Here is a 19506-nt window from a genome sequence, read left to right as displayed (position 1 = left end):
CCAGTTTGTGCAGGGTGGCACCGCAGTGCAGCATAAATGCGGCGTCTGTGTCGATAATATCAAACGCCCGCGACTGGCACGGGCGTTTTTTAGTTCACATGATGCGTGAGCATGTCCGCTCAGAACTCTTCCCAATCCTGCTTCAATGCCGCATTGCCATTGAAGGCGGATGCGATTTTTCGTCCGAGTGCGCGGGCCGGAGATTGAACCGGACGCTCGACTGGCGTTGCTGCGCGAACCGGCGCTTCGTAAGCATTTGCGGCAAGCTTGAACTGGCCCAGAAGCTGGTTCAGCGATGCGGCTTCACGCGCAAGGCTATGGCTTGCAGCAGTCTGTTCTTCCACCATCGCAGCGTTTTTCTGCGTATCCTGGTCCATCTGGTTGACGGCGTTGTTGATCTGCTGAAGACCCGAGGATTGCTCGTGCGCGGCTTCTACGATCGCGACCACATGCCGGTTGATTTCCTGCACTTCCGTCACGATGGTTTCTAGCGCACGACCCGTTTCGCCGACGAGCTGCACGCCCTGCTCCACCTGCGTGTTAGACGTGGTGATCAAGCTCTTGATGTCCTTGGCCGCACTGGCAGAGCGCTGGGCAAGTTCGCGCACTTCCTGAGCAACCACAGCAAAGCCCTTGCCTGCCTCACCCGCACGAGCAGCTTCAACACCGGCATTGAGCGCAAGAAGGTTGGTCTGGAAGGCGATTTCGTCGATAACGCTGATGATGTTGGAGATTTCCGAGGATGATTTCTCGATCTGCTCCATCGCAATCACAGCCTTGCGCACGACTTCGCCCGACTGCTCGGCCCCTGTGCGAGCTTTCGCCACCAGTTGACCGGCTTCCTGCGCGCGCTTGGTGGAGTCCTTCACTGTGGTTGTGATCTCTTCCAGAGCAGCAGCCGTTTCTTCCACCGAAGCTGCCTGCTGCTCGGTGCGCTTCGCCAGATCATCGGCTGCGGCCCGAATCTCATTGGCACCAGCATCGATACCACGGGCATTCTCGGCCACGCGGGAGAGCGCGGACTGGAGCTTTTCGGCAGACACGTTGAAGTTGTGACGTACGACATCGAGATGTTCGACGAAAGGCTGGCTGATGCGGTAGGACACATCGCCTTCTGAAAGGCGCGAAAGGCCACTTGCGAGATTGTCGACAGCAAATTGGGTATCGGCTGCTTCTCTTGCCTTCTGCTCTTCTCGGGCAATCCGGTCGTTTTCCGACAGGCTGCGATTGGCTTCGGCTTCCCGTTCCAGCCGGGCACGCTCCAGTGCGCTCTCTCGGAATACGGAGACGGCGGCAGACATTGCACCGATCTCGTCTTTTCGGTTGCCATGGGGCACTTCGGAAGACGTGTCATTGGCGGCAAGCCTGTCCATGGACATCGTGATTTCAGCGATAGGTTTCGCGATTTTTCGGAAACTGAACACGGCAGCCAATGTGCCAATGATGCTGACGATGACGACCATCAGAATGGTTGCGTTGAATGAAAACTCTGCGATACCCGTAGCTTTTGTCAGGGCTGCTTCTCCGGCGGACTTATTCAGCGCAAGCATTTCGGAAAAACGTGCAACCGCCTCGGTACCACGTGCAGTCAATTCCTTGATCGTCGCCTTAGCCTCGTCGTCCTGGCCAGCTTTCTTTTGCTGGATCAGCTTGGCTCCCGCTTTTTTATATTCATCGATAGCCGCTTCTGTTTCGCGCGCTTTTACCTGCATGAGCTCCGAGCTCAAGCTTCCGATATATGCGTTGAAAGCACGCTCCCGCGCTTCGCTTGCCTTGTTGAGATTGGCCTCGGTTTCCGCGATTTCTGTTGCATTGCGCGCGGCAAGCATAAAAGCATACTGGCGGCGGACATCACCGAGCAATCGATCCAATTCAGCCATTTGCGTCGAGCGCGATAGGCGGTACCCCATATTATCGAGTTCGCCCTGAAGCTGACTGACGGAATAAATAGAAAATGCGCCTTGAGCTGCTCCAAAGAAAACGACAACCGCGAAGATGAGTGGCAATAGCGTCTTAATGCGAAAATTGTTGAGCACAATATAACCCTTTGGTTTTAATACGTCATTCCCCCCAAGACGCATGATGAACTTATGTGGTGTGGATAATCTTCGTCCAGGTGTCGTGTGCGAGGTTGTTTGGGCGTCCTCCCGTAACGGACCTCCTGAGCCTTGCGCAGACCTATTTTCTAATATTCATAACTACAAAATCCGTTGGTGCAGTTTTCTAAATTACGAGAGCTTCAAACTCCTCGAATCAAAGCGTCAGACAATCGGGTTGAGCACAGTATATCGCCTCGATATCGGCGACTGGCATCGTGCCACAGGCACGGAATGACTTCTTCATGAAGCCTACATAGGCCGGACGTTACTTTGAACTCATTTCCGGAAAGTTAATTGGAATGATGAACAGTTAATAATCGAATATGACGAGCTCGCAAAAACAGGCAGCCTGTTCAACAGGGCTTTCACGCAAGACTTCAATGCAATCCAGATCTCGTTGAGTGACAAGCAACAGACGGAACCTGCGCAAGGGCCACCTTCCGATATCGGACAATCACCCCGCCTCAGCCAATCTTTCCGCCACCTGCAGATCCACGGACACGAGCTGTGATACACCCTGTTCGGCCATGGTCACACCAAAGAGGCGGTCCATGCGCGCCATGGTGATGGGGTTGTGGGTGATGATGACGAAACGGGTCTCAGTCGAAGCCACCATCTCGTCCATGAGATTGCAGTATCGCTCGACGTTGTGATCGTCCAGCGGCGCGTCCACTTCGTCCAGCACGCAGATTGGCGCGGGATTGGTGAGGAAGACGGCGAAGATAAGTGCCATGGCGGTGAGCGCCTGCTCCCCACCCGAAAGCAGTGTCATGGTCTGCGGTTTCTTGCCCGGCGGACGGGCGAGAATTTCAAGGCCCGCCTCGAGCGGATCATCCGATTCGATCAATTGCAGTTCCGCCGTGCCGCCGCCGAAAAGATGCGTGAACAGGCGCTGGAATTGGGTGTTGACGATATCGAAAGCAGCAACCAGACGCTCACGTCCCTCGCGGTTGAGATTGTGAATACCTGCGCGCAGCTTGCGCACGGCATCAATGATGTCGTCGCGTTCCTTGATCAGCGCCGCCAGCTTTTCAGACAGTTCCGCCTGTTCCTCTTCAGCGCGCAGGTTGACGGCACCGAGCCTCTCGCGCTCGATTTTCAACCGGTCGAGATCGCGCTCGACATCGCGGATCTCAGGCATCGGCGCGTCGACAGCCAAGCCCGTCAGGCGAAAGGCCAGATGCGGCTCGACATTGAGCGTTTCGTGAATGCGATGTTCGCTTTCCTGCCGCTTTTCGCGGGCCGAGACCAGCCGCTCTTCGGCACGGCCGCGTTTTTCGCGGGCCTCGGCAAGCTCCGACAGGGCAATTGCCGCGATGCGATCAGCCTCACGCTGCAGACGCTCCGCCTCGACAAGCTGGTCTGCGGCCAGTCGGCGTTCTTCTTCGGTCTTTTGAAGCTGCGTCAGGAGATTGCGGCGCTTTTCGTCGAACTCTTCCGGCGCGATATCCAGTTCCGCAAGCTCGTCGCGGGCCTCATCCTCGCGTGCGCGCAGCGTGGCAATATGGCCGCTGGCATTGTCGGCACGGGCCTGCCATGTCGCACGCTCCTGCGCGATGGCATTGATGCGGCGTCGTTGCGCCTCGGCCTCGCGGCTGAGCCCCTCATGCCGGGCGCGGGCCTCCGCCACCGTGCTGCGGTCGGTCGCAACCTCCAGCTGGCTTTCCCGCAGCCGCGTATCGAGATCGATGAGATCGACCGCCTCTTCCAGTTCGATCCGGGCGTTTTCTTCCTGCATGGCGATGTCATCGATCTGGCCGCTGATCTGGTTGATCGCTTCAGAGACGACATCGCGACGACGCAAAAGATCGCCGGACGCACGTTCAGCCACGGACAGCGCCTCACGCGCCTCAACCAGCTGGCGGGATGCCAGACGGCTGCGTTCGCGCGCTTCGGCAAGCTGGCTTTCCACCAGTCTGATATGATCGGCGCTGGCAGCCAGCTGTTCTTCGGCTTCCTCCAGCGCGTAACGCGCCTCTTCAACCTCGCCCTCAAGCTCTGCCAGACGGTTTTTCTGGGCCAGCCGCAGGGCGGCGTTGCCGGGAGCATCCGCGCTTGTAATGTGACCGTCCCACCGGAACAGCGCACCATCCCTGGTAACGAGGCGCTGGCCTGGTTTGAGAGCAGGCATAAGACGTTTGGCATCATCCAGGGTCGAGACGATGCCCGTCTGGCGCAGCCTGCGTTTCAGCGCCTCCGGCCCGATCACCTGCGCAAGCAGGGAAGGAATGCCATCCGGCAGGGAAGGATCGGTTTCACCTTCGCCATTGGCGGTCCAGTAGGCCGGAGCGGCAGGGTCCAGCGGGCTTTCGAGATCATCGCCCAAGGCGGCACCAAGGGCAGCTTCAAAGCCGCGATTGACCGTCAACTCTTCAGCCACGGGCGTGAACGAGCCGGATACGGCACCGGCGGCCAGCATTCTCGAAATCGTTCTCGATTCGGTTTCCAGAGCGTTGAGGCGGCTGCGGGCGGCTTCAACGGGGCCACGCGCCATGGCTTCCGCAGACCGCGCCTCGGCAACGGCTGTTTCCGCTTCCTCCACGACGATCAACGCATCCTCGACGGCGATTTCTGCGGCTTCCACGCTTTCGCGCTTCTCCGAAGGGTCAGGCAGGCCGGAGAGTTTTTCGTCTATGTTTTCGATTTCCGCCGATGCTTCCGACGCCTGACGCTCCAGCCGCGCTTTCCGGTCTGCGAGATCACGGATGGTGCGCTCAAGCTGACTGCGATTGGCGGAAGCTTCGGCGCGCTCTGCCGTGAGGCTTGCGAAAATGCGCTCGCTCTCGGTAAGCTTTGCCGCCGCCAGCTCGAAAGCCTCGCGTGTCTCCTCGAAATAGCGTCCAGAGTCGGCCATGATGTCGCGGATGTCGGCTTCCTCGGCATCCAGCCGGGCGAGGATTTCGGCATTGTCGGAAACCATTCGCTCTTCGCGTTCAATATCTTCACCCAGTTGCGCCAGACGACGGGCAAGCTCATCGCGGCGGCGAAGGATGCGGTTGGTTTCTTCGTCCAGCTGCGTGCGGGCAATTTGCAGACGTTGCAGGGCAGCAGCGACCTTGGCCTCGTTTTCGCGCAGTTCCGGCAGCTTGAAACTGGCGATGCCCTGTTCCTTTGCTGCTTCCATCTGCCGCTGCGCCTTTTCGGCGACCACATTGGTGGCCTGATTGAGCGCGCTTTCCGCCTCGCCCTCCGCCTGCTTGGCTTCCACCCAGCGAATATGCAGCAGGGTGGCTTCACGGGCGCGGATATCCGCCGAAAGCATCTTGAAGCGGTTTGCCTGACGCGCCTGTCTTTTCAGGCTTTCGATCTGGCTTTCCAGCTGCGCCGTTACATCTTCCAGCCGCTCAAGATTGCTCTCCGCCGCACGCAGGCGCAGTTCCGCCTCGTGCCTGCGCGAATGCAGGCCGGAAATGCCTGCTGCCTCTTCCAGCAATTGCCGGCGCGCCTGCGGTTTCGCATTGATGAGTTCGCCGATACGCCCCTGCCCCACCATCGACGGCGAGCGGGCGCCGGTCGATGCATCGGCAAACAGAAGCTGCACATCCTTGGCGCGGGCTTCCTTGCCGTTGATGCGATAGACCGAGCCGTTCTCGCGCTCGATGCGGCGCGTGACCTGAATTTCATCGGCATCGTTGAAGGCAGCGGGCGCGGTACGGTCGGAATTATCGAGATAGAGGCCGACTTCGGCGGTGTTGCGCGCGGGGCGATTGCCGGAGCCCGAGAAAATCACGTCATCCATGCCGGACGCGCGCATGTTCTTGTAGGAGTTCTCGCCCATCACCCAGCGAAGGGCTTCAACAAGATTTGACTTTCCGCAACCATTGGGTCCGACGACGCCGGTCAGCCCCGGCTCGATGAGGAATTCGGAAGGCTCAACGAAGGATTTGAAGCCGAGGAGCCGCAGCTTATTGAACTTCATGCCGCCGCCTCAAATGCAAAAAAACGGGCGCACGGAAGCATCCGTCGCCCGTTTTTGTCCGGTAACGTCTTTTAGAGAAGGCTGTCGACCAGAGCCGACATTTTTTCCACAGACATGTCTCCAGCGTAGCGCTTTCCATTGATGATGAAGGTTGGGGTCGAGTTGACGCCAAACTCAGTCGCACCGCGTTGCATCGTTGCGTTCACATCATCCAGAAGCTTCTGGTTCGTCAAGCAGGCCTCGAATGTCTCCTGTGAAAAACCGGCCAGTTTCGACATTTGCAGCAGGGCGGCGCGTGCATCCTGCGCGGTTGCCCATGTCTGCTGCTGCTTGAACAGCATGGAAACGAACGGATAATACTGCTGTTCAGGCGCGCAACGGGCCAGCATGAAGGCAGCGGCAGCGCGCGGATCGAACGGGAATTCGCGAATGACGAAATAGACCTTGCCGGTGTCGATATACTTCTTCTTGATTTCCTCGAAGGTCGTATTGTGGAAATGCGCGCAGTGCGGGCAGGTCATCGACATGTATTCGACGATCTTTACAGGAGCATTGGCATCACCCAGCGCACGGTCCGGCAGCGGGCCGGGCTTCATGACCTCTGCCATGTCCACATTGCCTGACGATTCAGGCAGTTCCTGCGCAAGCGCCTCATTCGGCAGCAAGGCAAAAGGCAGTGCCGCTGAAACCGCAGCAAGCGCAACGCCGCCCAGGAGGTTGCGACGGGTCATATTGAATTCGGGAAAATGCATGAAAGCACCTGTTTTTGAAAGACTCATTTGTCTGCGATTCCGATATAGCGGCAACCCGTTCATAACAAGCAGCCATTTCTCTTCTTCTTGTCAAAGAATTGTGACCAGTCAAGGACAGCTTGTCGCTAAATTATCCGTCCGCCGGCGCGTTTTTTCTGCATGACGGCTGTGCCCAGACGCTCCACCGCCTTGCGCAGGGCTTCGCTCTCGATGCCCTCCATCATGCCTTCCAAACGCCGGGCGGCTTCGCCGCGCAAAGGCTGTGGCTTTGGACGACGGTTCAGGGTCTGAGACACGGGCTTCTGGACGATCCTGATCTGGCGAACGGCGGGGAAGCCGAAGAAGCCGTTGATGCGGGAAATCAACTCACCCTGGGCGTGGGTCAGGAAAAGTGCGCGCGCACCTTCACAGGCAATGGTCAGGACACCGGGCTGGTAGCCGCCACGGTCCGGCCCCTCGTCGCGACGCGGCCAGGTGATCTTTTCCGGGCGCGTGCAATCTGCAAAATCCGCCCCTGCGATCTCGTCCCAGGAACCCAGCAGCGAGGTGCTGATACCGGCTCTCTTTGCCAGAACCGGATCGATGATGCCGTTTGCGATTTCGGCAATCTGGATGACGCCTTTGCGAGGCTTTTTCATTGGATGCTCATGAACTGATGGCTTGATCGACGCAGGCGGATGAACCAAGTATAGCCGCAATAAGAGGGCCACAGCAAACCATGCTTCATAAAATCGAAAATCCGCCTTATGCGGACATGCTGCTGGCATGGTACGACAGACATCATCGCGACCTGCCATGGCGCACATCGCCGCCCATGGCGGCAAAGGGCCTGCGGGCCAATCCCTATCACGTCTGGCTGTCGGAAGTCATGCTTCAGCAGACGACCGTTCAGGCGGTAAAGCCTTACTTCGCCAAGTTTCTGGCGCTGTGGCCAAGGGTCGAGGATCTGGCCGCCGCCACCAACGTGGACGTAATGGCCGCCTGGGCGGGGCTTGGCTATTACGCCCGTGCGCGCAATTTGAAGAAGTGCGCCGAAGCCGTCGCAAGCGAGCATGGCGGCGTCTTTCCCGACACCGAGGAAGGCCTGAAGAAACTGCCCGGCATCGGCGATTATACGGCGGCAGCCGTTGCGGCCATCGCCTTCAACCGGCAATCCGCCGTGTTGGATGGCAATGTGGAACGCGTGATTTCCCGCCTGTTTTGCATCGATGCACCCCTGCCCGGCTCCAAGGGCGTGATGCGGGCGAAGGTGGCGGACATAACACCTGCCGACCGTCCGGGTGATTTTGCGCAAGCCATGATGGACCTCGGCGCAACGATCTGCACCCCCAAGCGCCCCGCCTGCGCGCTCTGTCCGTTCAACGGCCACTGTCTGGCGCTTTCGCAGGATGAGCCGGAGCGGTTTCCGGTCAAGGCGGCCAAGAAACAAAAGCCGGTTCGTGTCGGCGCAGCTTTCATCGCGGTCAACGACAGGGGAGAAATCCTGCTGCGCCGCCGCGTCGACACCGGATTGCTGGGCGGCATGACCGAAGTGCCGACAACTGCATGGACGGCGCGGATCGATGGCGGCATAGACACCGATCACGCACCCTTTGCTGCCGAGTGGGAAGCCGCCGGCGCAATCACCCACGTCTTCACCCATTTCGAGCTTCGGCTGTCCATCTTCCGGGCGAAGGTCGCAAGCGGAATAACCACCGGGGCAAATGACGAATGGTGGGAGCCGGTCACAAATCTTGATGCCCAGGCGCTGCCGACAGTGATGAAAAAAGCCATCTCTCAGGCTATTCCTCTGGCATTTGATAAGAGCAGGAAAAATTGATGACCAAGATCAACCACATCGTTTTCGACATCGGCAAGGTTTTGATCCATTACGACCCCAACATTCCCTATAGCCGCCTCATCCCGGATGCGGCGGAGCGGGCATGGTTTTTTGAAAATGTCTGCACCCATGAATGGAACCTGGAACAGGACCGGGGCCGGACATGGGCGGATGCCGAGGCGCTGCTTTTGCAGGATCACCCCGACCACGAAGAGACCATCCGCGCCTTTCGCCTGCACTGGCACGAAATGGTTTCGCATTCCTATGACGATTCCGTCGCCATTCTCAAAGGCCTGATCGATGGCGGCCACGACGTGACCATGCTGACGAATTTCGCCTCCGACACTTTTCGCGAGGCGCAGAAGATGTATCCGTTCCTCACGCTTTCCCGTGGCGTGACCGTTTCGGGCGATGTCGGCCTGATCAAGCCCGATGTGGCGATCTATGAATTGCACGCGCAGACATTCGGGCTGGACCCGGCCAGCAGCATTTTCATCGATGACGCATTGGCGAATGTCGAAGGTGCAAAGGCTGCCGGATGGCAGGCTGTGCATTTTACCGGTGCGGAGAAGCTGAAGGCCGACCTGGCCGAATTCGGCATCAAAGTCTGATATCACGGGGACCACGAAACCATGCCAAACGACAAGGTTTATCTCCAAGGCCACATCGATGTGCCGCCAGATCGTCTGCAAGCCGTTGCTGAAGCGTTGCCGCTGCACATAGAACTCACCCTTGCCGAACCGGGCTGCCTGTTCTTCGAAGTCGTGCCCAGCAACGATGTCGCAGGGCGATATCTCGTCTCCGAGATATTTTCGGATCAGGCCGCTTTCGATGCCCATCAACAGCGCATCAAAAGTTCGGGATGGTTTGTCGTGACGCAGGGAATTTCACGCGACTATACCATTCGCAAAGGCGAATAGACATTCTCTGGCGCTGAGGAAAGAAAAGTGTCTGGTGCAGGCGAAAATGGCGGTCTTCAACCTGCACCAGTCCGTCCGCAAGCGGTCGGATTCGTTAATGTCATATTGGGAAAATGCCGCCCTTATTGATCTTCACCCACAGGATGCGAAACCAGAAAGATTTCGCAGGCGGTGCGGCGCGGCTTGATTGCCTCTCCCTTGGACAAATTAGCTACACACCCTTACTTGCTCCAAACTTGCCATGCAATTGATTTATTTTATAAAATACGTTCATGCTTAATCTGGACGCACTGACGCCCGGCGTCCAGGAAACGCCGGGCGTCAGTCACCCTTCATCCGGGACTGAAGGTACTAAACCGGATGAAGTATGGCAGGCCGTCGGAACGGCCTATCGCTAAGGCGAGGCGGTGGATCGCTTTTTACTCGGCCTTTGCCATTTCGCTGCGGATAAGGGTTCGCAGATCATCGATGGGTTTCAGGCTGTCGCCCTCGATCGTGTGCCAGAACGTCCAGCCGTTGCAGGCATCCAGCCCCTGAACTCTTGCGCCAAGGCGATGGATCGATCCTGCCTCTCCACCGGATGCGATGGTGCCATCTGCCCGGATGATGGCGCTGTAACGACGCTTGGCATCGGTCAGCACCTGGCCCGGACGAACAAGACCGCTTTCGAGAAGAACGTTGAAGGCAACGCGCGGCTCGGCCTTCTTGCCGGTCATGACCGTCAGCTCCGCCTTGCCCAGAGGCTCGACGGCGGCGATACGGGCTGATGCCGCATCAATATACTCCTGCTCGCGCTCGATGCCGACGAAGTGGCGGCCGAGACGTTTTGCGACGGCGCCCGTTGTGCCGGAGCCGAAGAAGGGGTCCAGCACAACATCGCCGGGCTTCGTGGAGGCCATGATGACGCGGGCCAGCAAGGCTTCCGGCTTCTGGGTCGGATGAACCTTTTTGCCGTCATCGCCCTTCAGGCGTTCGCCACCGCTGCAAATCGGAAACAGCCAGTCTGAGCGCATCTGCACATCGTCATTGGATGCCTTCATCGCTTCGTAATTGAACGTATAGCTCTTGGCCTTGGCATCGCGGCTGGCCCAGATCATCGTTTCATGCGCGTTCTGGAACCGGCGACCCTTGAAATTCGGCATCGGGTTGGTCTTGCGCCAGACGATGTCGTTGAGGATCCAGAAGTTCATGTCCTGAAGAATGGAGCCGACGCGGTAGATGTTGTGATAGGAGCCGATGACCCAGATGGTGCCATTGGGCTTCAATACACGGCGGCAGGCCAGAAGCCAGGCGCGGGTGAAGGCATCATAGGCCTCGAATGAGGCGAACTGGTCCCAGTCATTATCGACAGCATCGACCAGGGACTGGTCTGGGCGGTGGAGCGTGCCGCCCAGCTGCAGATTGTATGGGGGGTCAGCAAAAATCGCATCGACGGACTGGCTGGGAAGTGCCTCTAGCGCGGCGACGCAATCGCCCTTGATGATGCTGTCTTTCCAGGCGTCGCTTTCACCTGCAAGATCAAAACCGGCACGCCGAAAATCGGCCAGCGGAAACACTGATGCCATAGTTACTCGCTCCATACGCTTACTCAACTGAACTGAGGCTTATGGTTACCGAGTTTGGTTATCAAACCCTGAACGAGCGCAACAAAATCACGCTAAGTGCGTAAAAAAATACGCGAACTGCCATCGCGGATTTATTATCAGGGTTAACCGTAGACCTTCTTGATGGATCACTTATCGACACCTGGGCATCGATTTAAGCTGAGATGATGGGACGAATTTGCCACCATTCCGGTAATCGGTGGTGCGCAATGGAACCAGTCGTCACTTTTGGCGTTGTGATTTCGGAATTTTGCGCGCCATCTGTGTGGTGAAGCAAAAGGGTAAGGGTTGCAGGGGTCCAGTGAATATGCGCATTTCTCTCATCATAGTTTCGACGCTTCTTGCAGGCAGCGCCTTGGCACAGAGCGCCTCCCCGCCTGTTCCCAAGCCGCAGATCAACGTCAAGACGGATGCGGTGCTGGTCAAAGGCGGTCCTTCGCTTGGAGATAGCGACCGGGTGCGGTGGGACTTCTACAAGGCCGACAGCGCGGGCGGCCAGAGCGACGAGAATGTCGGCGGCGCCTATGACGCGACCTTTGAAGAGAAAATTCCGCCGGGCAAATATGTTGCCGTGGCCTCATTGGGGAATATTACCCGCCAAATTCCCGTCGAGATCAAGGACGGTGCAGTTGCCGAAGTCACAGCCGATTTCAACGCCGCACAGTTGACGGTGGTCCCCAAGCGCAGCGCCGACAGCAAGGAAGCGGAGCCGCAGGCCCGTGTCGACGTAAAGCAGGGCGCGACATTCAGCGACAGCATCTATGGCAGCAAGCAGATTTTCGTACCCGCAGGCGAACTGGCGCTGGAAGGTCGCATCGGCCCGGCGCGCGCGCAGGGAACCGTCACCGTCAAGGCCGGTGAAACCATCAGCCACGACCTGATCATTCCAAGTGGTGTCGTCTATGCCAATGCCGTCTACAAGGAAGGCGGCAAGGCTGTCGAGACTGACAATATCCGCTTCGAGACCGTCTCAACGGAAGAGACGCTGGATGGCACCCGCGAAACCCTGACCGGAACCTATGGTGTGAACAAGCTGATGCAGATGCCCGCCGGCAGCTTCATCATGCGTGCGCGCCTTGGGAAGGTCATGGTTGAAACCCCGTTCACCGTGACGGCTGGCCAGCGGGTCAATGTCACCGTCAATCTGAACGCCGGTGTTCTGGCCATAAATGCCAAGGACGCCCAGCGGATCGACATTCTTGAAACGACGAAGGATCTCCAGGGCACGCAAAAGGAGGTTTCAGGCCGCTACGGCACCACGCATCAGGAAACCCTCCATCCCGGCAACTACTCGGTGAAGGTAACCTATGGCGACAAGACGAAGCGCGAGCCGAAAATCGTGACCGCCACCGTGACCGCATCCGAGCGGACGGAACTGAGCATTACGGACTGATGTCCGGCTGCGGCGCCGTCCTGACGCCGCAGAAATCCATGCTTGCTACATGATCGCACAGTTGCGTCCATTCGCAGCCCGAGCATGGCTTTCGCAGGTCACCCCGCTGGAAGCCTGCGCGCATCTGTCGAATGAGAGCCGCATCTGGAACGATGCGGCTGCCGATCTCCAGACGACGGCCGAGCCACTGCGCAACAGCCTCCAAAGCCTTTGTATCGCGGTTCGTCACACTCGCTTTGAAACAATGCGAGTCCCTGTTTGTCAGCAAGGGCCCACAGATGTCGTCGGGTCCGGAAATGATTTCGATCTCTTCCCCATCTCGTAGCCGGGCGGCGACACGGTCATAATTGACCGTGAAGCCCGGTGTGTAGCCCTTGCCGACATAGGTGAGCATACACAGGAGATGGTGTGGCCTCAGACGAACGGTCACTGTGATGCCGGTGTCTTCTGTGCCATTGCCCGCAGGACAGCTGCGGCCAGCGCCGATTTCAGCACTGCGCCGAGGATGAAGGGGGCGACACCCGCCATCCATGCCTTCTCAGCACCGATGAGCCCCGCAAGCCACGCCCAACCAAGCGCCAGACCCAGGGCATTCGCACCGAAATGCAGCAGGAAACCGGCGACGGGGCGGTGACCGTGGATGCCCCTTTCGGTCATAAAACCAACAAGCACGGCCATGATCGGAAAGGATACGAGATAGCCTGCGGTGGGACCGACGAAGGGCGCAAGACCCGAAGCGCCGCCGGCCAGAACCGGCAGGCCGAGCATGGCTTCACCCAGCCAGGCCAGCACCGTCAGCCCGGCCAGCCGCCAGCCGTACAAAGCACCGATCATGGTGACGGCAAAAGTCTGCATCGTTATCGGCACCGGCACCATCGGCACCTGAATACGTGACGCCAATGCCAGGACCAGCGTTCCCGCAACGACGAACAATGCCTGCTGGACGAAAGATTTTGATGGAAGGTCGAAGAATCCGACCGGCGCGGTCCGAAACTGAACACTCATGATGGCTCCCTTTCAAATTATAGATAATTTACCAAGACGACTGCATTGATAGAGGAGATTAAGAACATGAGTCCAGCAAATCTGGATATTGCGCATAATGCGGTGGCCCACCCTGTGAATGACTTCCCGATAAACCTAGGAATCACAGTGTGTTAGATCGACTTAAAATTATCTATAATTTATCCGACGATCGCGAATGCGTCTCGCGTTACGCCAGCGGGTGTGCGCAATGCGGTGCGGCCAATCCACTGGACGTGACCATCGAGAATACGGATTGCTTCTTCCGTGCGGTCTGCGCGCAGGGCATCGATGATGGCACGATGATCTGTGTCGGTGCGCCGCTCCCAACCCGTCCGCCATGCCGAAAACAGGAACCGGGCACTCGCCGCATGTAGCCCGTCAATCGCCTCCATCAATCGCGGCATGTTGCAGGGCGCAGTAATCAGCCGGTGGAAACGGCGGTTCGCTTCCTCCCACTGGCGCACATCCATGGCGCCATCCCCTGCAATGGTGGCCGCTTCGGCTTCATCGAGAATGGTGGCGGTCATGTGCGGAATGGCATGGCGCAAGGCCAGAACCTCCAGCGCCGCCCGCATCTGTGCAACCTCCTGCACATCCGCCAGTCCGAAATCCGCCACACGCACACCACGGCGGGGAATGCTGACCGCAAGCCCCTGCGCTTCCAAACGGCGAAACGCTTCGCGGACGGGCACATGCGACGCGCCGAACTCTTCCGCGACGTGATCCTGTCGCAACCGTGCGCCCGGCCCCAGCTCTCCGCGCATGATGCGATCGGCAAGCGTTCTGCTGATCTTCGCCGCTATCGTGTCGTCAGGTTTGTTCTTCGGAGTTTTGGCCATGACCTGACATAAGGTGCCATTTGAAACTTGTCGAGCAAGGCATCGAGCCGCGCGAAGCGGACCTCGCGCAAGGCTCGTTTGCATCGGTGTCGGTTGAGCTTGCCCGCGACATGGTCTAAAAGCCGCACACGCTTGCGCGATCACTCACTTCTTCACATTCAATCGCTAAGGAGAGCCCATGAGTGGCTTTGACCTCATCATTTTCGACTGCGACGGTGTTCTTGTCGATTCCGAAATCATTGCAGCACAGGTCGAATCCCGCCTGTTGACGGACGCAGGTTACCCAATTTCGACGGAAGAGATGGGCGAACGCTTCTCCGGCATGACCTGGAAAAACATCCTTCTGGCAGTGGAGCGCGAAGCCAGCATCCCCCTCTCCGCCTCCCTGCTGGAAAAATCCGAAAAGCTGCTGGATGCGCGTCTGGAACGCGACGTGAAGATCATCGATGGCGTCAAAATGGCCCTGTCTCGCCTCACGACGCCTCGCTGCATCTGCTCGAACTCGTCAAGCGAAAGGCTGGACATGATGCTGACGAAGGTCGGCCTCAAGCCCTATTTCGACGGTCATATCTATTCTGCCAAGGATCTCGGTGCGGATCGGGTCAAGCCAAAGCCCGATATTTTCCTGCACGGCGCACAGCAATTCAACGTTTCGCCCGATCGGGTGATCGTTATCGAGGACTCCGTCCATGGCATCACCGGCGCAAGAGCGGCGGGAATGCGTGTTATCGGCTTTACGGGCGCCTCTCACACCTACCCAAGCCATGCCGACCGGCTGACGGATGCGGGCGCCGAAACCGTCATTTCCCGGATGCAGGACCTGCCTGCCACCATTCAGGCGCTGTCCGAGTGGGTCGGCGTTGCCTGAAACGCGCCCGGCCAGCACTGACAATCAGGGCTGCTCAGCTGGACCACATAAAAAAGCCCTGCGCGCATCGGCACAGGGCTTTTTTCTTTGTCGTACTTCAAGCCTCGGAAAAGATTATCCGCGGCGACCCTTCTTCGTGCTGACCTTGGAAGCATCATCGAAGGAGATGAAGACGTTGGTCTGACGCGATGCGCCGCCCGGAGCATTGGGAATGGCGACGTTGGGGTTGTTGAAGATGAACTGCGTACCGGCGCTGCCAGCGGGGACATCGACGGGGAAATTTGTGACCTGCGAGAATATCTCGCCGTTCCCATCCTTAACGGTGACGCGAATGGGCAGGTTGACGCGGCCGGGCTTGGAAAGCGGGCCCGGAACCAACCGGCCCTGTGCCAGCACGTTAACAGTCAGCGTTGCATCGCTCATGCTGCAGGAGCGCGTCGTATCGGAAAGCGACGCCTGATAGATGAGCTTGCTGGGATCATCCTTCGCGCCACCGGCATAGACACGGTGAACTGCGCTGCTATCGAGAATGGTAATGGCGGGGCAGTTTGCCTGCACGACCGGCGCCACTGCCTCGGCAGCGGGCGGGTTCACGGCAAGCGAATCCGATGGATTGGAAGAGTTGCAGCCCGCAAGTACGGCCAGAAGCGATATGGCGGCAGACAAACGCAAAAGATGACTTGTCACTCTGTTCAACCCTCTCAAAACTATCCCGATACAGGACCGCAGAAGCTGTTTATTGGCCTTTCAAGCCTGTCGGCGATGGTCTATAGCAGCGGCGCTGGAAAAAATCGATTGGCTGAGTTCGGATTTGCTTCAATTTTGCAAAAAGCATGTCAAACAGGCCAAAAGCAGCTTTTCCGCGGATAAGATGCTGACGACATTTGCCTGATAGACGACAAGGGACCATCTCGTGGAATATGTATCGACCAGGGGCAGCGCCCCATCGCTGGGTTTTTCCGACGCGCTTCTGGCGGGTCTGGCGCGTGACGGCGGACTGTATGTTCCGCGCAAATGGCCGACCATGTCCAAAAAGGAAATTCGTGCCCTGCGCGGAAAATCCTATCAGGAAGTCGCCTTCGAGGTTCTCTATCGCTTCACCGGCGATGAAATTCCCGCCGACGTCTTCCGCTCGATGATCGACGATGCTTACGCCACGTTCCGGCACCCGGCCGTTGCTCCCCTGGTTCAGACCGGCCCCAACTCCTTCATTCTTGAACTGTTCCACGGCACGACACTTGCGTTCAAGGACGTGGCCATGCAGCTCATCGCCCGCCTGATGGACTACACGCTGGCGCAGCGCAACGAACGCGCGACGATTGTCGGCGCGACCTCCGGCGATACTGGCGGCGCAGCCATCGACGCTTTTGCCGGACGTGAGCGCACCGACATCTTCATCCTGTTTCCGCATGGCAAGGTATCGCCGGTCCAGCAGCGACAGATGACGAGCTCGACGGCATCCAACGTTCATGCCGTGGCTGTTCATGGCAATTTCGATGACTGCCAGAACCTCGTCAAAGAGATGTTCAACGACGTCAAATTCCGCGATAGCGTCAAGCTGTCCGGCGTCAACTCCATCAACTGGGCGCGCATCATGGCGCAGGTGGTCTATTACTTCACCGCCGCCCTTTCGCTTGGCAGCCCGGACCGCAAGGTCTCCTTCACCGTGCCGACCGGCAATTTCGGCGATATTTTCGCGGGCTACGTCGCCAAGCAGATGGGCTTGCCGATCGACAAGCTGGTGATCGCCACCAATGACAACGACATTCTGGCGCGCACGCTTGCAACGGGTCGCTATGAAATGCGCGGCGTGCACGCAACGACCTCGCCTTCCATGGACATTCAGATTTCGTCCAACTTCGAGCGTCTTCTGTTTGAAGCCTATGACCGCGACGCATCCGCCGTCAAACGCTCCATGGACGGGCTCAAGCAATCCGGCGCTTTCGAGATCGGCGACAAGGCCATGAAGTTCATCAAGCGCGACTTCCGGGCTGGCCGCGCCACCGAAAAACAGGTAGCCGACACCATCAGAGACACGCTGGCGCAGACGGGATATCTGCTCGACCCGCACACGGCAACGGCCGTGTTCGTTGCGAAAAAGCATGAGAAATCAAAGAGCCCGATGGTGACTTTGTCCACCGCGCATCCAGCGAAATTTCCTGCAGCTGTAAAATCCGCTTGCGCAATCGATCCTGCCCTTCCACTATGGCTTGCTGATCTTATGAACCGGGAGGAGCGTTTCGATATTCTGGATGCTGAGCTGAACGCCGTTGAAACCTTCATCGGAAACCATGCTCGCGCCAAGAGTTAAGCAACGCGGAAAGACGTGATATGAGTGTAAATGTGACCCGGCTTGCCTCCGGGTTGACCGTTGTTACGGAAAGAATGCCACATCTTGAAAGCGTCGCTCTCGGCGTGTGGATCAAGTCCGGCTCACGCAACGAGACAGATGACGAGCATGGCATCGCCCATCTTCTCGAACATATGGCCTTCAAGGGTACGGCGAGACGTACGGCGAGACAGATTGCCGAGGAAATCGAGAATGTCGGTGGCGAGGTCAATGCTGCCACATCCACCGAAACGACGTCCTACTACGCCCGCGTGCTGAAAGACCACGTGCCGCTTGCCGTCGACATTCTGGCCGACATTTTGACTGAGTCCGCTTTCGAAGAGGCGGAGCTTGAGCGCGAGAAGAATGTCATTCTTCAGGAAATCGGCGCGGCGACTGACACGCCCGACGACGTGATCTTCGACAATTTCTCCGGTGTCGCCTATCGCGACCAGACCATCGGCCGCCCCATTCTCGGCACGCCGGATACGGTTCAGTCCTTCACGACCGGGCAGATTCGCCATTATCTGGCGAGAAACTACACGACTGATCGTATCTTCGTGGTGGCCGCTGGTGCGGTGGATCATGAAAGCTTCGTCAAGCAGGTGGAGCAGCGCTTCGCCGGATTGCCGCAGCAGCCAATTGCTACTCCTGTGATGGAAAAAGCCATCTATACGGGCGGCGAAATACGTGAGGCGCGCGATCTCATGGACGCTCAGGTTCTGCTGGGCTTTGAAGGCAAGGCCTATCACGCGCGCGATTTCTATTGTTCGCAGATCCTCGCCAACATTCTCGGCGGTGGCATGTCCTCTCGCCTGTTCCAGGAAGTGCGCGAGTATCGCGGTCTGTGCTACTCGGTCTATGCTTTCCATTGGGGCTTTTCCGATACGGGCATTTTCGGCATTCACGCCGCCACCGGCAGCAACGACCTGCCGGAACTGGTGCCCGTCATCATCGATGAGCTTCGCAAGTCCTCGCAGACCATTCATCAGGTGGAAATCGACCGCGCCCGCGCCCAGATTCGCGCCCAGCTTCTGATGGGTCAGGAAAGCCCGGCGGCCCGTGCAGGCCAGATCGCACGCCAGATGATGCTCTATGGCCGCCCGATTCCCAATGACGAGATGATGACGCGTCTGGGGGACATCACCACAGAGCGTCTGACCGATCTTGCGGGACGGCTGTTTTTCGATAAGGTTCCGACATTGTCTGCTATCGGCCCGCTGGAAAACCTCTCGCCGCTATCGGACATTACGGCGGAGCTTTCCGCATCGCCGTCCATCAAGATTCAGGCAAACGGCTGACGGCAGGGCATGTGTCCGTGGCAAGTGGGATGAGGTTTGACCTTACATGCTGCGTTTTCTTTCCCGCAACAGTGATACGCCAGAACTTCGCAATGCCGACTACCTGCTGAGACTGCCGCGATATTCGGATTATCGGCAGTGGTACAAGCTGCGTTCAGAAAGCAGGCAGTTTCTGCAGCCGTGGGAACCGACCTGGCGCGCCGACGAGCTGACCGAGAGCTCCTTTCGCGTGAGGGTTACCCGCAACGGCCAGGAATTTGCCTCCGGCCTTGCGGTCTCCATGCTGCTGTTTCAACAGAACACCACGCTTCTGGGCGGCATTACGGTGGGCTATATCAGGCGTGGTGCCGCGCAAAGCTGCATGATCGGATATTGGATTGGCGAGCCATATGCTGCCCAAGGCCATATGTCTGCCGCATTAAAGCTGGTAATACCCTACATCTTCAACGGACTTCAGTTGCACCGAATTGAGGCAGCCTGTATTCCAGAGAACTTCAAAAGCATACGGCTGCTTGAAAATGCCGGATTTCAGCGGGAAGGCCTCTTGCGGGAATATCTTAAAATTAACGGCGAGTGGCGGGACCATGTCATGTTCTCCCTCATCTCCGACAGTCAAAATCCCGTCGGGACGCAGTAG

Annotated in this window: 17 protein-coding genes; 8 read left to right on the top strand and 9 right to left on the bottom strand. The window is 58.1% G+C overall.

The window, feature by feature from the left end; translation table 11 throughout:
* Positions 1 to 119: 119 nt before the first annotated feature.
* The 4 genes from QRN85_RS08765 to QRN85_RS08750 all read right to left on the bottom strand — a co-directional run bounded on the left by QRN85_RS08765 (position 120) and on the right by QRN85_RS08750 (position 7408).
* Complete coding sequence (locus QRN85_RS08765) at positions 120 to 2036, bottom strand: methyl-accepting chemotaxis protein (RefSeq protein ID WP_284757504.1); 1917 nt, start codon at positions 2034 to 2036, stop codon at positions 120 to 122.
* 517 nt (positions 2037 to 2553) lie between these two features.
* Positions 2554 to 6018: a chromosome segregation SMC family protein gene (locus QRN85_RS08760; protein WP_284757503.1), complete on the bottom strand. Its 3465-nt coding sequence runs from the start codon at positions 6016 to 6018 to the stop codon at positions 2554 to 2556.
* Between the two features lie 71 nt (positions 6019 to 6089).
* Positions 6090 to 6770, bottom strand: coding sequence for a DsbA family protein (locus tag QRN85_RS08755; protein WP_112963960.1), 681 nt, complete (start codon positions 6768 to 6770; stop codon positions 6090 to 6092).
* A gap of 125 nt (positions 6771 to 6895) precedes the next feature.
* Complete coding sequence (locus QRN85_RS08750; RefSeq protein ID WP_062586715.1) at positions 6896 to 7408, bottom strand: DUF721 domain-containing protein; 513 nt, start codon at positions 7406 to 7408, stop codon at positions 6896 to 6898.
* Between the two features lie 80 nt (positions 7409 to 7488).
* Between QRN85_RS08750 and mutY the strand changes: the two genes are divergently transcribed.
* The 3 genes from mutY to QRN85_RS08735 are packed head-to-tail and all read left to right on the top strand — an operon-like array spanning position 7489 to position 9509.
* The gene (gene mutY, locus QRN85_RS08745) at positions 7489 to 8589 is read left to right on the top strand and encodes an A/G-specific adenine glycosylase (RefSeq protein WP_284757501.1); all 1101 of its coding nucleotides are present in this window, start codon (positions 7489 to 7491) and stop codon (positions 8587 to 8589) included.
* The gene (locus QRN85_RS08740; protein WP_284757500.1) at positions 8589 to 9200 is read left to right on the top strand and encodes an HAD family hydrolase; all 612 of its coding nucleotides are present in this window, start codon (positions 8589 to 8591) and stop codon (positions 9198 to 9200) included. The genes mutY and QRN85_RS08740 overlap by 1 nt, the downstream gene beginning before the upstream one ends.
* A gap of 21 nt (positions 9201 to 9221) precedes the next feature.
* Positions 9222 to 9509, top strand: a complete 288-nt coding sequence (locus tag QRN85_RS08735) for a putative quinol monooxygenase (protein WP_284757498.1) — start codon at positions 9222 to 9224, stop codon at positions 9507 to 9509.
* A gap of 419 nt (positions 9510 to 9928) precedes the next feature.
* On the opposite strand, the gene QRN85_RS08730 is transcribed toward QRN85_RS08735, so the two are convergent.
* Complete coding sequence (locus QRN85_RS08730; RefSeq protein ID WP_062586711.1) at positions 9929 to 11074, bottom strand: site-specific DNA-methyltransferase; 1146 nt, start codon at positions 11072 to 11074, stop codon at positions 9929 to 9931.
* Positions 11075 to 11420: 346 nt separating this feature from the next.
* Between QRN85_RS08730 and QRN85_RS08725 the strand changes: the two genes are divergently transcribed.
* Positions 11421 to 12506, top strand: coding sequence for a hypothetical protein (locus QRN85_RS08725; RefSeq protein ID WP_284757495.1), 1086 nt, complete (start codon positions 11421 to 11423; stop codon positions 12504 to 12506).
* Here the strand turns inward: QRN85_RS08725 and QRN85_RS08720 are convergent.
* The 3 genes from QRN85_RS08720 to QRN85_RS08710 form a co-directional block, all read right to left on the bottom strand.
* Positions 12496 to 12936 carry a DUF1284 domain-containing protein gene (locus tag QRN85_RS08720; protein WP_284757494.1) on the bottom strand — a complete coding sequence of 147 codons (441 nt, stop codon included), beginning with the start codon at positions 12934 to 12936 and terminating at the stop codon, positions 12496 to 12498. The genes QRN85_RS08725 and QRN85_RS08720 overlap by 11 nt on opposite strands.
* Positions 12933 to 13511, bottom strand: a complete 579-nt coding sequence (locus tag QRN85_RS08715; protein WP_113093893.1) for a biotin transporter BioY — start codon at positions 13509 to 13511, stop codon at positions 12933 to 12935. The genes QRN85_RS08720 and QRN85_RS08715 overlap by 4 nt, the downstream gene beginning before the upstream one ends.
* Positions 13512 to 13690: 179 nt before the next feature.
* Positions 13691 to 14371: a GntR family transcriptional regulator gene (locus QRN85_RS08710; protein ID WP_122069916.1), complete on the bottom strand. Its 681-nt coding sequence runs from the start codon at positions 14369 to 14371 to the stop codon at positions 13691 to 13693.
* A gap of 178 nt (positions 14372 to 14549) precedes the next feature.
* Here QRN85_RS08710 and QRN85_RS08705 point away from each other — a divergent pair, with 178 nt between their 5' ends.
* On the top strand, positions 14550 to 15239 hold the full coding sequence (locus QRN85_RS08705) for an HAD family hydrolase (protein WP_113093895.1): 690 nt from the start codon (positions 14550 to 14552) through the stop codon (positions 15237 to 15239).
* A gap of 114 nt (positions 15240 to 15353) precedes the next feature.
* Here the strand turns inward: QRN85_RS08705 and QRN85_RS08700 are convergent, their stop codons facing one another.
* Complete coding sequence (locus QRN85_RS08700) at positions 15354 to 15905, bottom strand: PilZ domain-containing protein (RefSeq protein ID WP_200939060.1); 552 nt, start codon at positions 15903 to 15905, stop codon at positions 15354 to 15356.
* A gap of 247 nt (positions 15906 to 16152) precedes the next feature.
* On the opposite strand from QRN85_RS08700, the gene thrC reads away from it, so the two are divergent.
* Genes thrC through QRN85_RS08685 form a run of 3 tightly spaced genes read left to right on the top strand, consistent with a single transcriptional unit; the run spans position 16153 to position 19506 of the window.
* Positions 16153 to 17550, top strand: a complete 1398-nt coding sequence (gene thrC, locus QRN85_RS08695; protein ID WP_062586705.1) for a threonine synthase — start codon at positions 16153 to 16155, stop codon at positions 17548 to 17550.
* Positions 17551 to 17570: 20 nt separating this feature from the next.
* A complete protein-coding gene (locus QRN85_RS08690; RefSeq protein WP_062586704.1) occupies positions 17571 to 18869 on the top strand; it encodes a M16 family metallopeptidase in 1299 nt (432 codons plus the stop codon).
* Positions 18870 to 18915: 46 nt separating this feature from the next.
* Positions 18916 to 19506: a GNAT family N-acetyltransferase gene (locus tag QRN85_RS08685; RefSeq protein WP_062586703.1), complete on the top strand. Its 591-nt coding sequence runs from the start codon at positions 18916 to 18918 to the stop codon at positions 19504 to 19506.

The sequence above is a fragment of the Agrobacterium sp. fls2-241-TYG-188a genome (assembly GCF_030209845.1).
Note: the sequence above shows the minus strand (reverse complement) of the source record. Positions and strands in the feature narration are given on the sequence as shown.